This window comes from Natrialba hulunbeirensis JCM 10989 (assembly GCF_000337575.1).
In the GTDB taxonomy this organism is placed as follows: domain Archaea; phylum Halobacteriota; class Halobacteria; order Halobacteriales; family Natrialbaceae; genus Natrialba; species Natrialba hulunbeirensis.
In genome coordinates this window covers 55,966-75,048 of the sequence record NZ_AOIM01000009.1, presented here as the reverse complement: position 1 = coordinate 75,048, position 19,083 = coordinate 55,966, and the positions used below count along the sequence as shown (strand labels likewise).

The 19,083-nt window shown below is 63.9% G+C and carries 21 protein-coding genes; 8 read left to right on the top strand and 13 right to left on the bottom strand.

The window, feature by feature from the left end; all coding sequences use genetic code 11:
- The first annotated feature begins 182 nt into the window (after positions 1 to 182).
- Entirely contained in the window at positions 183 to 1,307 is a 1,125-nt protein-coding gene (locus C483_RS01650) for a Gfo/Idh/MocA family protein (RefSeq protein ID WP_006651606.1), read from the top strand.
- 336 nt (positions 1,308 to 1,643) lie between these two features.
- The gene (locus C483_RS01645) at positions 1,644 to 1,859 is read left to right on the top strand and encodes a hypothetical protein (RefSeq protein ID WP_006651605.1); all 216 of its coding nucleotides are present in this window, start codon (positions 1,644 to 1,646) and stop codon (positions 1,857 to 1,859) included.
- 54 nt (positions 1,860 to 1,913) lie between these two features.
- Here C483_RS01645 and gvpM read toward each other — a convergent pair whose 3' ends face one another.
- The 8 genes from gvpM to C483_RS01605 all read right to left on the bottom strand — a co-directional run bounded on the left by gvpM (position 1,914) and on the right by C483_RS01605 (position 7,260).
- A complete protein-coding gene (gvpM, locus tag C483_RS01640; RefSeq protein ID WP_006651604.1) occupies positions 1,914 to 2,294 on the bottom strand; it encodes a gas vesicle protein GvpM in 381 nt (126 codons plus the stop codon).
- A gap of 6 nt (positions 2,295 to 2,300) precedes the next feature.
- A complete protein-coding gene (gvpL, locus tag C483_RS01635) occupies positions 2,301 to 3,299 on the bottom strand; it encodes a gas vesicle protein GvpL (RefSeq protein ID WP_006651603.1) in 999 nt (332 codons plus the stop codon).
- Complete coding sequence (locus C483_RS01630; RefSeq protein WP_006651602.1) at positions 3,296 to 3,640, bottom strand: gas vesicle protein K; 345 nt, start codon at positions 3,638 to 3,640, stop codon at positions 3,296 to 3,298. Before C483_RS01630 ends, gvpL begins: the two co-directional genes overlap by 4 nt.
- Positions 3,637 to 4,086 carry a gas vesicle protein GvpJ gene (gene gvpJ / locus C483_RS01625; protein WP_006651601.1) on the bottom strand — a complete coding sequence of 150 codons (450 nt, stop codon included), beginning with the start codon at positions 4,084 to 4,086 and terminating at the stop codon, positions 3,637 to 3,639. The genes C483_RS01630 and gvpJ overlap by 4 nt, the downstream gene beginning before the upstream one ends.
- Positions 4,087 to 4,308: 222 nt before the next feature.
- Complete coding sequence (locus C483_RS01620) at positions 4,309 to 5,331, bottom strand: hypothetical protein (RefSeq protein ID WP_006651600.1); 1,023 nt, start codon at positions 5,329 to 5,331, stop codon at positions 4,309 to 4,311.
- Positions 5,328 to 6,365: a hypothetical protein gene (locus C483_RS01615; protein ID WP_006651599.1), complete on the bottom strand. Its 1,038-nt coding sequence runs from the start codon at positions 6,363 to 6,365 to the stop codon at positions 5,328 to 5,330. Before C483_RS01615 ends, C483_RS01620 begins: the two co-directional genes overlap by 4 nt.
- The gene (gvpF, locus tag C483_RS01610; protein ID WP_006168084.1) at positions 6,365 to 6,619 is read right to left on the bottom strand and encodes a gas vesicle protein GvpF; all 255 of its coding nucleotides are present in this window, start codon (positions 6,617 to 6,619) and stop codon (positions 6,365 to 6,367) included. Before gvpF ends, C483_RS01615 begins: the two co-directional genes overlap by 1 nt.
- A gap of 5 nt (positions 6,620 to 6,624) precedes the next feature.
- The gene (locus C483_RS01605; RefSeq protein ID WP_006651598.1) at positions 6,625 to 7,260 is read right to left on the bottom strand and encodes a GvpL/GvpF family gas vesicle protein; all 636 of its coding nucleotides are present in this window, start codon (positions 7,258 to 7,260) and stop codon (positions 6,625 to 6,627) included.
- A gap of 478 nt (positions 7,261 to 7,738) precedes the next feature.
- Here C483_RS01605 and gvpA point away from each other — a divergent pair, with 478 nt between their 5' ends.
- From gvpA to mutS, 5 genes are all read left to right on the top strand, one after another.
- The gene (gene gvpA / locus C483_RS01600; RefSeq protein WP_006168082.1) at positions 7,739 to 8,026 is read left to right on the top strand and encodes a gas vesicle protein GvpA; all 288 of its coding nucleotides are present in this window, start codon (positions 7,739 to 7,741) and stop codon (positions 8,024 to 8,026) included.
- A 6-nt stretch (positions 8,027 to 8,032) separates the two neighbouring features.
- Positions 8,033 to 9,190, top strand: a complete 1,158-nt coding sequence (gene gvpN, locus C483_RS01595) for a gas vesicle protein GvpN (protein ID WP_006651596.1) — start codon at positions 8,033 to 8,035, stop codon at positions 9,188 to 9,190.
- Between the two features lie 4 nt (positions 9,191 to 9,194).
- On the top strand, positions 9,195 to 9,875 hold the full coding sequence (gene gvpO, locus C483_RS01590) for a gas vesicle protein GvpO, halophile-type (protein WP_006651595.1): 681 nt from the start codon (positions 9,195 to 9,197) through the stop codon (positions 9,873 to 9,875).
- Between the two features lie 66 nt (positions 9,876 to 9,941).
- Entirely contained in the window at positions 9,942 to 10,271 is a 330-nt protein-coding gene (locus C483_RS01585) for a CHY zinc finger protein (protein ID WP_006651594.1), read from the top strand.
- A gap of 206 nt (positions 10,272 to 10,477) precedes the next feature.
- On the top strand, positions 10,478 to 13,231 hold the full coding sequence (gene mutS / locus C483_RS01580; RefSeq protein WP_006651593.1) for a DNA mismatch repair protein MutS: 2,754 nt from the start codon (positions 10,478 to 10,480) through the stop codon (positions 13,229 to 13,231).
- 105 nt (positions 13,232 to 13,336) lie between these two features.
- On the opposite strand, the gene C483_RS01575 is transcribed toward mutS, so the two are convergent.
- Together C483_RS01575 and nucS are read right to left on the bottom strand one after the other, a co-directional pair.
- The gene (locus C483_RS01575) at positions 13,337 to 13,807 is read right to left on the bottom strand and encodes a DoxX family membrane protein (protein ID WP_006651592.1); all 471 of its coding nucleotides are present in this window, start codon (positions 13,805 to 13,807) and stop codon (positions 13,337 to 13,339) included.
- A gap of 124 nt (positions 13,808 to 13,931) precedes the next feature.
- Complete coding sequence (nucS, locus tag C483_RS01570; RefSeq protein WP_006651591.1) at positions 13,932 to 14,774, bottom strand: endonuclease NucS; 843 nt, start codon at positions 14,772 to 14,774, stop codon at positions 13,932 to 13,934.
- A 196-nt stretch (positions 14,775 to 14,970) separates the two neighbouring features.
- Here nucS and C483_RS01565 point away from each other — a divergent pair, with 196 nt between their 5' ends.
- Positions 14,971 to 15,675 (top strand): hypothetical protein, encoded by a 705-nt coding sequence (locus tag C483_RS01565; protein WP_006651590.1) that lies wholly within the window; start codon positions 14,971 to 14,973, stop codon positions 15,673 to 15,675.
- A 41-nt stretch (positions 15,676 to 15,716) separates the two neighbouring features.
- On the opposite strand, the gene C483_RS01560 is transcribed toward C483_RS01565, so the two are convergent.
- The 3 genes from C483_RS01560 to C483_RS01550 form a co-directional block, all read right to left on the bottom strand.
- On the bottom strand, positions 15,717 to 17,066 hold the full coding sequence (locus tag C483_RS01560) for an MFS transporter (RefSeq protein WP_006651589.1): 1,350 nt from the start codon (positions 17,064 to 17,066) through the stop codon (positions 15,717 to 15,719).
- 133 nt (positions 17,067 to 17,199) lie between these two features.
- On the bottom strand, positions 17,200 to 18,090 hold the full coding sequence (locus C483_RS01555; RefSeq protein WP_006651588.1) for a DUF7351 domain-containing protein: 891 nt from the start codon (positions 18,088 to 18,090) through the stop codon (positions 17,200 to 17,202).
- Positions 18,091 to 18,201: 111 nt separating this feature from the next.
- Complete coding sequence (locus C483_RS01550; RefSeq protein ID WP_006651587.1) at positions 18,202 to 18,705, bottom strand: hypothetical protein; 504 nt, start codon at positions 18,703 to 18,705, stop codon at positions 18,202 to 18,204.
- Positions 18,706 to 19,083: the final 378 nt, after the last annotated feature.

The following is a 19,083-nucleotide window of genomic DNA, read 5'->3' as shown; positions in this document are numbered from 1 at the left end:
AGCTCTCCGGGTTCCCTCGTGAGATTCGCACTCCCTGAGACGAGTCCAAAACCGAACACAGAGCAGTCTCCAGGGATTACTCGGCGGTACGGCCCGCCTGTTTCACGTATTCCACCGCCTACCGCGCGATGCCCGCTGAAATCCCCGCCAGACCGATAGTCGTGGACCTCGTGTCCCGGGCTATGTGCGCCAGCCCATCTCCATCCACGTCGTCCTCGACACCGATCCGCGTCGGCATCGTCGGCCTTGGCTACATCGGCACCACGGTCGGCGGGCAACTCCACCGCCACGACGACGCCACCATCGAAGCCGTCTGCGATCTCGATCTCGACCAACTCGAGTCCGTCGGGAACGAGTTCGGCGTTCCGCCCGCACGACGGTACACTGAGTACGACTCGATGCTCGCTGATGCCAACGGTAACGGTGGCCCGGACTCGGACTCCGACTCGGACTCAAAATGGAACTCGAATTCAGACTCTGAACCTGGCCCAGACTCTGACCCAAACCTCGACGCCGTCCTCATCGCCACACCTCACACGCTCCACTACGAGCAGGTCGTCGCCGCACTCGAGTCCGACCTGCACGTCTACTGCGACAAGCCGCTGACGACGGATCTCGAACACGCTCGCGATCTCGTCGAGCGAGCGGCGCACACCGACCTGACCCTGATGGTCGGCTATCAGCGACACCTCCAGACCGCGTTTCAGTTGGCGCGAGATCGCTTCGAATCCGGACCACCGCAGTGGGTGACGGCCTCGATCACCCAGGACTGGATCGCGGACTCGCAGGGAACCTGGCGGCTCGACCCTGACCTGTCGGGCGGTGGCTTCCTCTCCGATACCGGGAGTCACGTCCTCGACGGCATCCTCTGGACGACCGGACTCGAGCCCGCTTCCGTCACCGCGAGCATGGACTTTCACGATGACGAGCAGCGAGTCGACAGCCGTGCACACCTGGACATCCGGTTCGAGAACGGTGCAACGGGAACGGTCTCGCTCCACGGCGACCTTCCCTCGACCCGCGAACACATCCACTGCTGGGACGATGATGGCGCGCTCTACATCGAGGGGACGCAGTGGGGCTCGCGCGACGTCTTCGAAATCGAGACCGACGCGAGCGAACGGCTCCCCTACATCGACCACCGGCGAGAGCAGACTCGCGCCGACGCCTTCGTCGAGAGTATTCACAACGGACCCGGGCACGAACCGCCGGCAGCCGCCCGCGATGCCCTTCGGGTGACCGCCCTGACCGAGGCAGCCTACGAGGCCGCTCGAACCGGTGAGCGAGTCTCGGTGGGACTCGAGTAGGGTTGCCAGTAGCGGTGGCCGAGAGGGGTGGCCAGTGTCCCCTCAAACGGACCGGTCGGCGGTCGCGGGAAGGGGGCGAATAACAGTTTGATACGGGCTGATAACTCCTCGTTTTCCGACGGCTACTCGGAACGGTATTCTGAAGGGTGAACCCGATTTAGTCGTACGGTTATGGCCTGTTTACGCGGGCTTCAGAAGCGCCGGACGAACGCCTCGAAAGAGAGTCGATAGCATGGGTGTGTTCGACCGATTTCCAGACGGTAAGACTGTGATAGTGTGTCCTTCGATTCGGTTACAAGCCGGATAACTACAACCGGTGCAAGCGACCCGTCGGATATGATCACCTGTACAAACTGTGAGACCCCACAGTTCCTGCAGATCACTCAGAGCCGCGTCTACTTCGAAGACGGTGAGGTTATCAACGAACTATCAGAGAGCTACGAGTGTACCCTCTGTGGCTCGACCGGACAGTACGTCTACGACGAAGACTGCGACGAGGAGACGGTCTCTGGCGACGTCGAGTTGACGACCGAGCGGCCGAAGTTCGCCTGACAGCTGGGACCGGTGGTCCGGAACAGGGCACTGGTCAATCTAGCGAATCCCACATTATCGATCAGGGTCGTGTCTACTCCCCGTTTTCCTGCTGCTGGTCGGACTCGACGTACCGATGCGGCCATCTAATTCGCCGCTCGGTCGTGGGCCGGGAACGGCCGTCCGCTGTGCGTTCCCCGACTTCGTACCCGACCCCGTCGTCTGCTCGAGTTCACCGTGTTTCTCCGCGCCGCGGAGCCTGTGTCTCGCGTCCCACTCTTCGAAGAGGCCGTACTCGGTCATCGTCTCCATGCCGGCGAGTGCGGCCGTGAGCTTGAGGCCGACGAGCGGGATTTCGGCGACGGAGATGATGACGTCGGCCCGGAGGATCACGCCGTCCCGGAGGATTACGTCGAGCAAGTCGACCAGCGCGTCGTCATCTTTGCGCGGTTCCACGGCTGGTCACCTCCCCACGCGGGCTGGGCCGCCCGTGTCTCCGCCATCCCCATCGTCATTGTTCTCGTCGTCGCCGATCGCTGGCGCGAACGTGTACGGTGGCCACGGGCCTGTGAAGCGGACTTCGATCCCGTCTTCGGCCGCCACGTCGTCAAGGATCGAACCGATCTCGTCCTCGCTGTCTTCGTGTGCGAGGAGTGTGAGCCGGCAGATGGTCTCCGAGTCGGCCGTGGTCGCGTTGTTCTCGGCCTCGCTGTCACCGTCATCACCGGGGCTATCGGTATCGGTATCGTCATCGTCATCGCCATCTCTACTGCTCCCGCCCCTATCGCGACCTGCAACCTTCGAAATCTCCGACGCCGGCGAGCGCTCGAGTGTGTGCACCTCGCGTGCTTCCTCGGCCAACTCCGTCTCGAGTTCAGCCGTCATCGTCTCGCGACGAGCGGCACGAAGCTCTGTCAGCCGCTGGTCGAACTGCTTTTCGAGCAAGAACGCCTGTCCCTCGCTCGCCTCCTCGATCTGCGCGTCGAGTTCCGACAGGCGCTCGTCCTGGTTGACGAGCGTCTCGTCATCCGGTGAATCGTACTCGACGACCTCGACGCGATACTCCCAGTGACCGGCGAGTTCCGAGAGCACCGGCTGGAGGGTGTCCGTCTCCTCACGAAGCCACTCGCGAAGACCGGCCTCACCGCCGCGAAGAATCGTATCGAACTGGAACGGAACCGGCGTGCCGAACGCCTCCCCGGCCGCGTCGACTACCGTCTGGTGGCGGATCAGCCAGCGCTGGATCTGTCCGAGATCGTCCGTGTCGTAGAGCCCGTCGCAGGCGTGGACGACGGCACCGATCCCGTTCTCCGCGACCACCGAGACCGACTCGCCGTCGATCCCGGTCGTCTCGAGTTGGGCGTCAGATTCAGCCTGGACGACGCAGTAGAGGTAGCGCCCGTCGTTGATCTCCGGAATGTCCGCTGCGTCTGTGTCGGGAGTCGCCTCGTCCGTCGTCACTGCTCGTCACCTCCGAACACAGAGTAGCCGGGTTTGCGGTGGGACGGCGCGTCGGCGTTGAACTGTTCGATTGCATCAGAGACGAGCCCATCCAGATCGCCGCGCAGGTCGTCGACGCCGTCTTCGATCCCTTCGTCTGCTTTGAGTTGCTCTATTTCGGCCTCGATCGTGGCGAGCTGGCGGCCGAGACGGTCGATCTCCTCGTCCGAGAGGTTGCCGGACTCCATCCGCCGGACGGCCTCGCGCTCGAGTGCATCGATGAGGAGTTCGACGACGGTGATGACGAGGGTGATCAGTCCCTGACGGGCGTCGTCGCCGTCGCCAACGTCGATCGTGGTCATTCGTCGCCCTCCGTGTCGGCCGCGGTCTCGTCGTCGGTATCGTCCTGTGCTGTTTCGTCGTCGCTCGCATCATCGTCGCCATCGTCACCGCCGGCCTCGTCACCATCATCATCGCTGCCATCGTCGTCATCGTCGTCATCAGCCGCCGTCACGTTCACCCCCCGCGTCGGATCGATCGCCGGCTTCGGGCGCTCCATCTCGGCGAGTTCCGGATCGCCCGCCGCTTCGGCGACCCGCTGCATATCCGTCCCCTCGGGAAACTCGAGTCCGTACTTCGCCGCCGTCTCGAAGGAAGCGATAGCAGCCCGAAGCTGAATGCCGAGCAACTGCGTGTCGCCGATCGAGACGGCGATATCGGCGTTGATGACGATCCCCTTGTCCAGCAGCATCTCGACGATATCCGCGAGGTCGCTCTGCTGGCGGCTTGGCTGGAAACTATCGGGCATTGGCACCACCTCGTACTGGGTGTGTGTCCGGCATCGACAACGGAGTGGGACTCGAGTACCCGTTCCGTCGTCGCTGTGTCTGTGGTGTCTCGCAGGCGGTTCGACTGCGACGGGACATCGACGCTGATTCAGGACTGGTATGGCTCATGCTGGATACTGGTACTGTAGTGGCAGTGGCGACACGGTTCGTCCAGAAAACCAACGGCTGCGCTCGAACAGCCATCAGTTCGCACCTCCGTCGGCGTTTCCGGCATCGTCGCTCGCACGCTGGTCTGCCGGCTGTTCGGTCGCTTGTTCGGTCGCCTGTTCGTCTTCAGTCTCGTCGGGAGAGGCATCGTTGCGGCGTTTCTTCCGCTCGCGCTCGAACCGCTTGCCGTAGATCCGCTGCCGGCTCGGAGCCGTCGATAGCTTGACCTGCTGTGGCACCGTCGAGTGCTTGACGCCGCTGGGGACATCCGCTCGCTCCGTCGGCATCGTCGACGCCGCCGTCGGATTGCGCGAGTTCGTACTTGTATCCTGGCGGCGCATCTTCTCCCGATTGAACTCGTAAATGCGGAAGAATTTGGCGTGTGTCTCGAGTAGCGCCTCGCGAAAGCTGTCGATTCCCGCCATCGCCGTCTGCTGGATCGCGACCTGGTATGCCTCGGGATCGTCCATCACGTCGATGTCGCCGAGTAGTTCGCTGGGGTCAATATCGGTCTCGAGCATGTCGCCGTCGAGGTCCGTGTCGAGGAGACCGTCGTCACCATCCTCACCGTCGTCACCGCCGACGAGACCCTCCGTGAGTCCGTCCCCGTCGTCGCCGGTCAGTTTCTCGGTCGTCTCCTCGATGTCACGTTTCGCCTCCCAGAGACTGCCGAGGTCAGTCGCGTCCCAGGCGTCGAGCAGATTGATCGCCCGAAAGAGGTGTCCGAAATCGATTGCATCGGACACACCGGTGTCGTCGTCCGCCAGCGCCGACGGCACCTCGTCCGCTTCGATCGCTCCGACGACCTCGTCGGCGTCGATTGCGTCCGGAAGGTCCGACAGGTCGACCGTCTCGAGGACGGACTCGAGTTCGGTCGCCAGTTCGGCGAGGGTGTCGAGGTTCTGTGAGAGGTCGGTAAGGGTGTCGTCGTCGAGGCTGTCGGGGTCGAGGCCGCCCTCCTCGCTGAACTCCGCGAGTGCCTCGATTGCCTCCTCCGCATTCGCGACGAGGTCGCCGAGTTCGGCATCGACCGAGTCGGTTACCGAGTCGTCGCTCATAGCTCTCCCCCTGATTCAGACTCGGTCTCTGGCCCGGTGTTCGAGTCGGCGTTCGAACTCGAGTTTGAGCCCGAATCCGAGCCCGAATCCGATTCTGACCTCGATTCCGTACTCGAGTCTCTCCTCAACTCATCGTCAGCCGTGTCCGACTGATCGGGACGGACCTGGACGGTCAAAACACCGTTATTAATCGCCGCCTGACCGGTTCGATCGGGCCAGGGAACGTCGACGCGCTCGAGTTCGGTGTCGGTGACCACGACGACCAGTTCGGTGTCGCTGAAGCCGACTGTGACGTCCTCGTGGTCGATGCCGGAGACATCGGCGATGACGAGAAGTTCGTCTTCGTGCGTGCGCGTCGTCACGCGGTGGTCGTCAAGACCGGTGTCGCTTCCCGGCGACGGTGGCGACGATCCCGTCGATGCGGCGTCGCGGACACGTGAGGACCGATCCGACGATGAGCGCGGTGAATGTCGACGCGACCACGATTTGGACGGTGTGTCTCGTCCTCGGGGTCGTTCGGCGTCTTCGTCACCCGTACTGTCGCGCTTGCGGAATCGGTCGAGCCATTCGTCGGCGATCGAGTCGCCGAACCGGGAGTCAGCAAGCAGATCATCGCCCGTTCGGACCGAGATGTTGTAATCGAATATCGACCGGTCACGACTTCGTTGGCCACGACTCGAGAGGGTGTTGGACGTCGAATCTCCCTCCAGTCGGTCGAGCAGGGCTCGGACCGTGGCGAGCCAGCCGGTGCTCGAATCGCGGCTGGGACGAGAACGGCGCGAATCGCGTTTGCGCTCTCGCCGCTCGTCCCAGTCGTCCCAGTCGCCTCGTCCATCTTGCTCATCACGTCCATCGTGTCGGCCTCGTCGATCACGGCCACTGTCGCCGTTGCCGTCACGGTCGCCAGTACCATCAGCACCGGTTCCGGCACCGGCACCGCCACCACTACCGCTACCGCCACCATCGTTACCGCCGTCACCGCCACTACCGTTACCACCACCATCGCCCGCACCACCACCTCCATCAGGAACCATCATCGCTTCACCTCGACACGCCCACTCCCGAACTGCTCGTGTACCTCACGAGCGATTTCGAGTTCCTCCTCGATCACTTCCTTTCGCTCCAGGTATTCCTCCTCCGAGCGCTCCCCGAGCTCGTATAGCAACTGGTTCTCCTTGCGCTCGTCCTCGAGTGCGTCCACGTCGTAGAGTTCCTCGAGTGCGAGTGAGTGTAGCGCGTCGATGATGCCCACGAACGGCCGGAACAGGAGGTCGTCGAGAACGAACATGGTGGTCACCGAGATTGGGCCCCGATTTCCACGTCGACGAAGCTGTACGGCGCGAAGGGGCCGGTGTACTGGACCAGCAGGTCGTCGCCGTAGGTGTCCTCGAGTCGGGCGACGCCGTCGTCGAACGCCGGGCGGTCGTCCTCGTCGACGAGGTAGGACTTGTTCAGGACGAGGCGGTCACTGAACTGGTCGTTCGTAACCGTCTGTGCGACGATGGACTGGAGTTCATCTTCGACGGCGGCCTCGATTTCGTCGGGGTCGACCGTCGCGTCTTCCTGGGTGACGAGTTTGAGGCCGAGTTCGATGCGTCCCTCGATGTCGTTCATGGCGCGGCGGAAGGCGGGCCGTGCGCCGCGGAGGACGTTCTTGAGGGTGCGATCGCTTTCGAAGGCCATACCGAACTGCATCGGGACGATGGTTCGGCCGCCATCGTAGTCCATGATCTCGCGGAGGACCTCGTCGTGGCGTGTGGCGTCCTCGTCGGTCTCCTCGGGGTCGGTGGTGTCGATGTTCGAGACGACGGCACCGAGACGGCGGTGGGAGACGGTGTAGACGCGGTCTGCGCCAGCGACGGCGTCGGTTTCGAACTCGATGTCGCCGCTGTCGACGATGCCGTAGACGTATCGGTTACTGTTGCTCATTGGGTAGTCACGCTCCGTAGTGGGCGGGGTGTGTGAGACGAAGGTTGAGTCTCCGTGCAGGTGTGGTCGTGAGTAGGTCTGGGCATGGGTGTGGGCGGAGATCTGGGCGCGGGTGTAAACCTGGATCTGCGTGTGGACAAGGGGCTGCACGTGAACAGCGTTCTCCACCACTGCGAGCACGGCCGTGTGTGACGGCTGGATCGTGTGTCGGTCATAAGCGGGTGTATCGGACCAGGGACACGGTCACGCACCAGTTCGATCCGTCGGCGTCGGTCTCGACGGCAACGGCGGCAGTGATCCCGTCCCCACAGTCGTGAAACGCAATCGTCAGGAAGTGTTCGACAGCCCCGTGCGTTATCGTACTGCTTGCAGTCGCAGCCCAGCTAGCAATACCGATTTGGAAACGCTCGCCGCCAGCAACTGGCTTGCAGTCGCAACGAAAGTCGTGTTACGAAACCGGGGTGAATCGCGACTCGCAATGGCACAACCACAACGGCGGCCTGATTCATCGAGTCTCGCGGAGGTACTGGACCGCGTACTCGACAAGGGTGTCGTCATCGACGTTTGGGCGCGCGTCTCGGTCGTCGGGATCGAACTCCTCACCATCGAGGCTCGTGTCGTCGTCGCTTCCGTCGACACGTTCCTGCACTACGCGGAGGAGATCGCAAAAATTGAGCAAGCGACCGCGGAGGGCGACCTCGAGGACCTAGAAGAGCTCGAGGTCGAGCCGCGGCCCGAATCCTCGCCGAAATCGGCCACCGAATAATCCACGATGGCCGAGGACACCTCGCGCAAGCGCAAAGTCCGTGGCAGAAAGATTCGCGGTGATCGGGAGGCGAAGCAGCGCCGCAAGGCTCGAAAGAAGCTGGCCAGATCGGCATCGGAGACGAAGACAGAAGGTGAGACGTCCGGGAAGTCAGGGGGTACTCACACCCAGCGCACGAGTGAGGACGACCCCCTCATAGACCCCGCCGACGCCGCACCGGAACCGTTCGTCGAAACCGACGCCGTCACCGCCGTTCGTGACCGCATCACCGGCTGGCTCGCTGCCGATCAGCCGGTTCACCTGATCGGCCCGACCGGCGCTGGCAAGACGGCACTCGCACTGTCAGCGGCCGCAGCGCGCGGGCGGCAAGTCGTCCTCTCAAACGGCGACGAGGCGGTCGACACGAGCGCGCTCGTCGGCGACTACAGCGGCGGCGAACGCTACGAGGAGCACGACCAGTACGTCAGCGGCGTCAGCAAGAAGACGCAGATCGTCCGTGACCGCTGGGTCGACAACCCACTCTCCGTCGCAGTCCGGGAGGGCGCAACGCTCGTCTACAACGAGTTCTCCCGGAGCGACCCCGCCGCCCACAACGTTTTGCTCTCCGTCCTTGAGGAGGGTGTACTCGAGCGGCCGGGTAAGCACGGAGCCGGCAGGTCGATCGACGTACATCCGGAATTCCGCGTGATCTTCACGTCGAACGACGTGGAGTACGCGGGTGTCCACCAGCAACAGGATGCGCTGCTCGACCGGATGGTCGGCGTACACGTCGACTACTACGACGCAGAGACCGAGCGCGAAATCGTTCGGTCACACGTGTCCGAAGCGCAGGACGAGTCTACTGGCGACGGCCAGACGGTCTCCGACGAGGCGATCGAGACGGTCGTCGACGCGACCCGGACGCTGCGTGAGGAGTTACCGATCGTCGTCGGAACGCGGACTGCGATTACGGCCGCGAAAGGGCTCTCGGTGTTCGATGACTGGGACGGCGGCGAGGCTGCAGTTGGGCGGACAGACGGCGGCCAGATCCAGTTCGGCGACGATGACGACCTGCTTGCGGACGTGTTGACGGACGTACTCGGTCCGAAAGTCGCCGGCTCGGAGACGGAGGTCGACGGGATGACGTCCCTGCGAAGTCAGATTAGCGAGGTACTTCGAGACTGAGAGTATGGCAAACGCAGAGACAGCGGACGCGACGACGCAGTGTAAGGCGCTCACCGCCGACGGCGAGCGCTGCTCGCGGCCAGCCCGAGAAGACGGCTTTTGCTTTCAACACGACGAGGATGATCCGACAGTGAGTGAGTCCGACGACGAGACGGACGAATCGAGTGACGAATCAGAGGAGCAGGACGCTGAAGAGGAAAACGGAGACGGCGAGGAGCAAGGGCAAGCAGAGGACCAGGACGGAGACGGCGAAGAGCAAGAGCAGGACGAGGAACAAGATCAAGCACAGTCTGACGCTGACCACTCAGAGACCGACCAGACAGACGAAGAAACCCATATGGCAAGCGACGAAACAACAGACCCCGGCGACGTCGACACCGACGACTTCGACATCGAGGTCGAGTCCGACATTGATTCCGACCAGATCGAAGGCGTGCTCGCGATCCGCCGAACCGTCGTCTCGACGGCCGGTGAACTCATCGGCCACGAGTTCGACGGCGTCAGCGAAATCTCGCCGACCGACGAGGGCTGGTGTGCCGTCGTCGAGGTCGTCGAGCGATCGTCGATTCCGGACACGCAGGACGTGCTCGGCCGGTACGAAATCGACCTCGACACGGACGGCGTCGTCCAGGGGTACCGACGGCTCGACAGGTATCGCCGCGGAGACACGACCGCGTTCGAGTAAATCGAAATTCGGGGTTCACGATCCGAAATCCCAAAGTAGGACTCACCCATCCACCCGGTCAGAGCTGTGTCTCTCCCAATCCGTGGCGTCGATGTCGGCCCCGACACGCGGTGTGACCACTACGACAGCGAACTAGACGTCGTCGCGTTCCGCTTTGCCTGCTGTGACGCCTACTATCCCTGTTTTCAATGCCACAACGCCGTGACGGATCACGAGGCAGTCCCCTGGCCCGAACATCGATTCGACGAACCGTCCGTCCGCTGTGGCGTCTGTGATGCCACGTTCACGGTTCCTGACTACCTCGACTGTGCGTACGAGTGTCCGAACTGCGACGCGCCGTTCAATCCGGGCTGTGGGGCGCACGCGGAGCTCTACTTCGAAACTGACGGCGAGTAAGTCCCCTCTCACGCCACCCCATTCCACCCTCTCTCCAACCCCTCACTTCCTCCTCTCCACCCTCTCTCCAACCCCTCACTTCCTCCTCTCCACCCTCTCTCCATCCTATCCCACCCCTCACCACTTCCCATCTTTCCTAGCCTACCCCTCACCACCGTCGCCCCGTCCAGCAAGCTATTTCAGCGTCCGGCGGCCGACCACACTGTATGGACCCGGCGCTTGGCCCGCCCGACGCGATGGCCGAGAAACGCGACGAGCTGACGCCGATGATGCGTCAGTACCACGACCTCTGTGCCCGCTACGACGACGCGATCGTCCTCTTTCAGGTCGGCGATTTCTACGAGACCTTCTGCGGTGCCGCCGAGCGCAGCGCCCGCCTCCTCGAGATCGCCCTGACCAGCCGCGAGGACAGCACCGGCGAGTACCCGATGGCCGGCATCCCGATCGACAACGCCGAATCGTACATCGAGGATCTGCTGGAAGCTGGCTACCGCGTCGCCGTCGCGGATCAGGTCGAAGAGCCCGGCGAAACCTCAGGCGTCGTCGAACGCGCGGTCACCCGTGTCATCACACCTGGCACGCTCACCGAGGACGAACTCCTCGCGAGCGACGACAACAACTTCGTTGCGGCCGTTGCCCGCGGCCGCGGCGTCGACACGCGACCCGCCGACGACGAACTCGCCCTCGCCCTCCTCGACGTCTCGACGGGCGACTTCCTCGTGACGAGTTCCGCCGCCAACGAGGCGATTGCAGACGAAGTGAGTCGCTTTACCCCCGCCGAAGCCGTCGTCGGCCCGAACGCACCCGCCGACGTGCTCCCCGACGACTGCATGGTGACGCCGTTCGACGAGCGCGTCTTCGACCGTGAGCGCGCCGCATCGATCCTCTCAGAGTACTTCGGCGAACCGGACGCACTCCTCGCGAGCGACGCCGAAATTCGAGCCTGCGGGGCGCTGCTCGCCTACGCCGAGTACGCTCGCGGCGGCGAGCACGAGGGCGAGAAAGGGAATGGGGATGAGGATCAGGATGGAGGCACTGAGAGCGACAACACCAGCAAAGCTGGGCGTTCCCGCGAGCTCGGCGAGACCGACCGACTCGAGTACCTCACACATCTCACCCGGTACGACCCCCGAGAGTACCTCCTGCTCGACGCCGTCGCCCTGCGTAGCCTCGAACTGTTCGAGCCCCGCGCCGTCAATGGCCGGGACGATGCGACGCTCGTCGGCGTGCTCGACGAAACCGCCTGCGCCCTCGGCGGGCGGACGCTTCGCGACTGGCTTCGCCGGCCGCTACTCGAGCCTGCCCGAATCGAGGCGCGTCTCGACGCGGTGGAAGAGCTCACGGGCTCGGTTCAGACGCGCGAGCACTGCCACGAGTTGCTCCGCGATGTGTACGATCTGGAGCGCCTGATTGGGCGCATTTCCCGCGAGCGAGCGAACGCGCGGGACTTGCGCTCGCTGCGGGACACGCTCGCTGTCGTGCCCGAGATACGAGCCCAACTGGCTGACGCGGACTGCGACCGCCTGCGCGACCTCCACGAGAATCTCGATCCACTCGCCAACGTTCGAGAGCTAATCGACGACGCCGTCGTCTCCGATCCGCCGATCGAGATCACCGAGGGCGGTATCATCGCCGAAGGGTACGATTCCGATCTGGACGACCTCCGCGGAACTGCGCGGGACGGCAAGCAGTGGATCGACGACCTGGAAGAGCGCGAGCGTGAGCGGACCGGCATCGACTCGCTGAAGGTCGGCTACAACTCCGTTCACGGCTACTACATCGAAGTGACGAACCCGAATCTCGACGCTGTACCCGAGAACTACCAGCGCCGCCAGACGCTGAAGAACTCAGAGCGGTTCGTCACGCCGGAACTCAAAGAGCGCGAGGACGAAATCGTCGGCGCGGAAGAGCGCGCGGACGAACGCGAGTACGAGCTCTTCTGTGACGTTCGCAGCGGCATCGGTGACGAAGTCGAACGGGTGCAGGAACTGGCAGACGCGCTCGCGACGCTCGACGCGCTGGTCTCGCTTGCGACCGTCGCGGCGCAGTACGACTACTGCCGGCCCGAAATTCTCGACCTCGAATCAGAACGAACCAACAGCGGGGTAGAAATCGACATCACGGGCGGTCGCCACCCCGTCGTCGAGCGCACGCAGGAGTCGTTCGTCCCGAACGGCGCACAGTTCGGTTCGGAGCAGCGTCTGGCGGTGATCACGGGCCCCAACATGTCCGGCAAGTCGACGTACATGCGCCAGGTGGCCCAGATCGTTCTGCTCGCGCAGGTCGGGAGCTTCGTCCCCGCGGAGTCGGCACGGCTCACACCCGTCGAGCGCATCTTCACCCGCGTCGGTGCGAGCGACGACATCGCCGGCGGGCGCTCGACGTTCATGGTCGAGATGGACGAACTCGCGACGATCCTCCGGGACGCCGACGAGCGCTCGCTGGTCCTGCTGGACGAGGTCGGTCGAGGAACGTCGACTGCAGACGGCCTCGCCATCGCGCAGGCGATCACCGAACACCTCCACGACGCGGTCGGCGCAACGACGCTCTTTGCGACCCACCACCATCCGCTGACCGAACTGGCCGACGACCTCCCGGAGGCGTTCACGCTCCACTTCGAGGTGGAACAGACGGACGGCGAGGTCGTCTTCCACCACGAGATCGAACCCGGCGCGGCTACCGGCTCCTACGGCGTCGAAGTCGCGACCGCAGCGGGTGTTCCCGAGGACGTCGTCGACCGGTCGCGGGAACTGGTCGACGCCAACGCTGCCACAGAGACCACGGCCGAAACCGAGCCAACAGCCGACGGCGGCACCAGCGAACTCGAGTCGACAGAAACTGCTCCGGTCCCCGATACCGTCGCCGCAGAACTCCGCGACCTCAACGTCGGACACATGACTCCCGTCGAGGCGCTCACCGAACTCGACCGACTGCAGCGGCTACTGGAAGAGAAGTCGTAGCTGCGAGGGTGGCGAGTCGCCGGTTGGTGAGCCACGGAATCGGCGGCTACTCGAGACGAACCGAATCCGAGCGCGAACGGTTCGGAGCCGACTGGCCTTGAGTGGTTACGCAGACCGCCGCCGGCCGAACTTCAGGAACGCGAGCGCCGCCCCGAACAGCGCCGTGTTCTTCAGAAAGTGGATGATTTGCTGTTGTTTCTCCTCGGGATCCTCGACGTTCCAGAAGTCGTGCATCACCGGCGTGACGCTGACGAGGAAGCCGGCGATCAGCGCCGCCGCGGCGGAGGGGCGACGCCACAGCGCGACGCCGATGCCGCCGAGCAGCAAGCCGCCGCTCGTCATCGGGACCGTGAATTCGGGAAACGGCGTGTTCTTCGCCTCCGCGTAGGCGATTCGTTCATCCAGATTCCAGAGATTGTCGAGCGCGTTGAACGCGAGAATGCCGCCGAACAGCGCGCGACCGAGTCGGAAGAGCCAGCTCGACGATGCTGGTGGGTCGGCCGGCTCTGATTCAGTACTTGAAAGCTGGTCACCTGTCTCTCCGTCATCAGATCGAGTCCACGATTGCAACGCCATATCTGGAACCGAGTGCTGCGAACGGGAAGCGTTCGACGTGGCACTAGCAGGCAGCCACGACGCTGTCTCACCGGGTCCCACCGTCGACTACTCGGTAGTTGGTGTCAGTTCAAGTCAGTCCGAGTCAGTCCGGGCCAGTCGGTTCGAGGGAAACGAACTCGAGTCCGTGCGCTCCCAGCAACCGCTGCGCGCGGTCGGTCACTGACGGGGCGACGAGAATTCCTCGCAAGGTCGCCTCCGCGTGCAGGTCGCGCTCGAGTGCGTCGACGTAGCGCCGGAGTTGACTGACCGCGTCGGGGCCGACGCGGCGGCGTTTGAGTTCGACGACGACGGTGCGGCCGGCGTCGTCCTCGCCGTAGATGTCGATCGCACCGGCTGGCGTGTCGCGCTCGGTGGCCAGCGGCGTGAAGCCGGACTCGAGTAGATCGGGATCGTCGAGGATACGATCGCGGAGGTCGGCTTCGGTGCCCGAGAGAGTGAGTTCCCCCTCGTCGGTGCCGGCGAACGTCGAGACCTGTAGCACGTCCTGAAAACGGACGAGGAGGCGTTCTTCGGGGGTGGAGCGGGTGCTTTCGAGGACGAGCGTCGCGGTGTTTGTGGCTGTGTCCGGATCGGCAGGACTGTCAGCGCCGTCTGCGTCAGCTTCCTCAGATTCCTCGGAGTCACCCTCGCCGCTCGCGGGTTCGCAGAAAACATCGTGCGCACAGCCCGGCGGCTGCCAGTTCACCGGCTGCTGGCCCTCGTCGGTGTGAACGAGCGCCGCCCCGTCGGGTTTGAGCATCACGTGACGGTCCCCGGCGGCGAGTTGACTCGAGGCGCGGCCGTCGTAGTCGACGGTACAGCGACCGAAGACGGTAACGAGCGCCTTGCGGTCGAGACCGTCTGCGATCGCATCGCGAGCCGCCGTGGGGGTGGGCCGCTCGAGTGTCACGGCGCGAACGGACTGCGTACTGCGACTGGTGGTCACTGTCGAGTGATACCGACGCGGCGAATAAAAGGGCCGCGACCGCCGTCGGCCGTGGTGAAATCGAGAGTGGCTTCATCTCGGCTGAAACGGCGAGCCTGCACGCGGTCTGACAGCGCCGTCTTTGATACCGCGCCGAACGTGTTTGCGCTCCGAGAACGAGGGTTTATTCCTGCCCGTCGCCGACAGCAAATGCGTAATGACTGATTTCCCCACTCGGCGCCGCGTCCTCCAGTTGACCGGTGTCGGTGCGACAGCGTCGCTCGCCGGCTGTACCCAGTTCGACATCCCCGGCATCGGTTCGGACGACAGCGCGCCCGAACTCGAGACGGACCCGGAGCCAGGGATCGATCCTGCCGACGGCATCACGGCGTCCGTCCAGCCGAGTCAGCAGGAACGGGCCCAGATCCAGCAGGACGTGATCGCCGAGGCGGGCGAGGACGCGAGCCAGGAAGAGCTGATGGCGGAAATCGAACAGCGAGAGACGGAGCTGTTCCAAGCGGAAGCGGTCGAGTTCGAGTCTGCCATACTCGAGGAGGACGAGATCTCACTCGAGGGTGCTATCGCCGAGCAGGGTGCGTTCTTGCTCGATGGACCGGACGAGCGGCTGGTCGACCTGCTCCGAAACGGGGAGGTCGCAGCGCTGTTGCCCGGCGAGGATTACGAGCTCGTGTTGGAGCAGATGCAGGGACAGGAACCTGCGCCGGGTCCCGAGCCCGAACCGGACGACGAAGACGAGCAAGAAGCGGATGAGGAGGACGATGAGGAGGATGGCGACGCCGACAGCGACGACGGTACCGACACCGATGCCGATGACGGCGAAGCGGCCGATGACGACGAAGACGGAGCAGACGCCGACGCCGACTCCGATTCGGACTCGGACTCGGACGACGAGAGTAACTGATTGTTTTCTTCAGTTTTGGCCCTGGCTCGAGAGACTTACACTCACGTCGTGCCGAGCCCGTAGCGTTCCGGATCGAGACGGTCGACCGCGGGAAGCGTTCGGAGCTGTGGATGGATGAACCAGTATCCTGCTAACCCTGCGAACGCAACGCCGACAGTGCCCATAACGGCCGTCGGGCCGAATACGTCGCCGGCGAGCCCACCGAGCAGCGAGCCGAGCGGCAACGCGCCGGTGGAGATGCTGAAGCTGATCGAGGAGATGCGTCCAAGAAGCGTATCGGGAACGTAGGACTGCTTGAGCGACGCGGAAATGACGTTGTAGCTGCCGGTGATGATCCAGGCTGCGCCGATGCCAACGGCCGTAATGAGGGCGGAATCAATACCGAGGGCGATCGCCCAGGCCAGCGTGCTGGCGAGAAAGCCGATGCCGAAGAGCCGTCCCATCCCAATGTGGTCGATTTTGCTCGCCGAGAGCGCACCGAGGAGGACGCCGCAGGAAATTGCCGCGAGGAGCGTGCCGTACAGCGACGGCCCACCGGATTGTGCCGCAAAGACCGGGAGAACGGCCATCATCGCGCCGGTTGCGAAGTTCAAGACGAACGTACCGACGAACATTGGGACGATGATGGAGCCGCGGACGTAGCGAAGCCCCTCCCGGAGTTCGCCGAGGTAGGTCTGGGTGGCAGCAGTATCTTCGATCCGGGTTTCGGCAGTTGTTGCATCACCGCCGTCAGCATCGAGCACAGCGGCACTGTCGCTGTCCCTGTCGCCGTCCGCGACGGCACCGGTGGGGCCACCTTCTGGACCCGTTCGTCGGCCTGCCGATGGAATCGAGAGCAGAACGAAACAGACCGCTGCAACCCCGAGCGCGATCGAGTCGACGACGAACAGCGCGGTTGCTCCGATCAGCCCGACGAGTACTCCGCCGACGGCCATGAAGACGAGATTCGTCCCCTGGTAGGCGACCGAAATCGCGGCGTTCGCTGACACCAGCTCCTCACGGGTAACGAGTCGCGGTACGGCAGCCTTCTGTGCCGGCTCGAGAAACTGGCCGGCGAGCGCGACGAACGGCATCACGAGGAGGACCGTCCAGACGGTCAGCTGGCCGGTCACCGCCGCAGCCGGGATGACGAGCAACAGGAGCGCCTGCACCGACGTCGCACTGACGAGGATCCGCCCGAGCGGATAGCGGTCGACGAGCGGACCAACGAGCAGCTGCAGCACCATCGGAAATCGTGCCAGAAAGCCAGCGAGTCCCGTGTAGAACGCCGACCCGCCGAGTTCGAAGACGAGCCACATTGCCGCGACGTAGTAGAGACTGTCCCCCGCGTTCGCGATGAGCCGACCGAGAAACAGCCGCCGAAACTGTGTTTGCCGGAGCACGACGCGCATAGGGGTACTCGAGTACAGTCCGAGATAGTGATTCGCAGAAGCGCAGTTCTGTTTGTGATATGACGTTTACGGCTGACACCCTCGTTTCGGTTTGCAGACGCGGGCAATTCGAGGCGAAGTCAGTTCGTGGGCGCTACTCGACCACGTCGACCCGCAACTCGGAATCGACGCGCACCCGAAGCCGGTCGCCGTCGCGTTCGAACTCGGCGAGCAACTCGAGTGGGGCTGTCGAAACTCGCTGTACCGTCGGCGTCAGAACGAACTTGAGGTTCCAGATGTCGATTGCTCGGGGATCGATGCCGTGATCGTGGAGGAATGCGACCACCGGCGGCTGAAACAGCAAGTAGAGACTCAGGGTGAACGAGACGCGATTCGGGCAGCGCTCACAGTCGAACGCGAGGCGGAGTTCGTCATCGTCGTACATCGCTGAGTCCGTCTTGATGCGGCCGGTCGTCCGCCCCGTACAGTTGACGCAGATGCCGTCCGCGTGAAAGCGGAGGGTATCGGTGAACCACCGGTCGAGAACGGTCGTGAGCGAGTCGGCGTGTGCGTCCCAGCCGCCCGGCGGGAAGCCAAACTGCGAGCGCAGCTCCGCGCAGTCGGGACACCGAATCGAGACGCGCTCGACTGCAGGGTCGTAGGTCGCGACCTGCGCCGTGTCACAGCGCGGGCAGGGGGACTCGAGTGTGGCCGTTTCCGGTGTCGGCTGTGTTGAGTCGGACGCCGGTCCCGACGCTGCCCCCGATGGGAACTCCGCCGCGACGATTGCGCCGACGACGCGACAGCCGGCACTCGAGAGCGCGTACTCACCAGCGTCGGTTCGGCGGACGAAGGTGCCGGTTAGCTTGCCGAGGTGGTAGTTGAAGCGTCCGGAGTCGGGGTTACCGACGCGTTCGCGGAGCACGGAAAAGGAGAGCGAGGAGGCGTCGGCGGTGCCGAGCGTGCGGATGATCTCGAGTCGCAACTCGTCCGCGAGGAGGGCGAACGGCTCGCGGTCGTCGGACGTGTCGTCGCGGACGGGCATAGCGGGCCGTACGGAGGGGGATGGTATAGGTGTGGGCGGTCGATTTCGAGTCAGCGGTGCAGCTGTCGCGAGTGCACGTCACTGATACCTGTGAATCCGTCTTGGAGGTGACTACGAATCGGCGTCGTCGACGGGAGGGACGCTGAACGGACTCTCGCGTTCGGTCCAGTCCCAGCCAGGAATTCGTTCCTGAAAGCCGGCGGCGAGGGCAGCTTCGAGGTCGTCGACGCCAGCGTTTTCGTCTTCGTCGCCGTGGACGTGGATGTCCGTGTAGTGGAAGGTCGCCTCGCCGAGCGTTCGGAGCGGCTGGGTGCCGGCGATCGTCGCGGCGAGTTCGCGTCCGAGGAGTTCGTCGACGACGAAGCCGGGGTAGTCACCCTCGACATCGAGTCCGCGGAGCAGTCCGACCATCGCGGCGACGTTGACAGCGAGGTCACCGTCTGCGAAGACCACGTCTACCTCCTCGCGGTACTGCTGTTCGGTGATGGCATCGACGTCAGTCTCAAAACGTTCGCCGAGATCGCCGCGAACGTCGTTGATCAGCGGGACGATGGTGTCGGCGCGCTCGCGAACCCAGTCTCGTTCGGCGGCGACGCGGGCCGGTGTGAGGTCCATAGGACGGCTTCGCGGGCCACCATCCTGGATTTTGCGAAGGCTTTTATACCACGCAAAGAATAGCCTCGGGTAAGCGGGTTCTCCCTGGAATCTTCCCGCAGTGACCAGGATAACCGACCTGGGAGTATGTTCGTATGGGACGGTGTCACACAGAATGATCCGAGATACGACGCAGTCTGCGTTGTTTCAGACGGATCGTTGTAGTGTTTTACCGGAGATCACCCCAACGGGGCGGCGATCACTGGTACCGAACTACAACGGACCGTATCACGGCAGGCAGTTCTGTCGGGACCGACCTCGGCATCGAAATCGACCACAGCGTCGACGTCTCTCTCGCGATAGCGTCCCGGGACGTACTCTCCGGCGGCGAGTTCACGC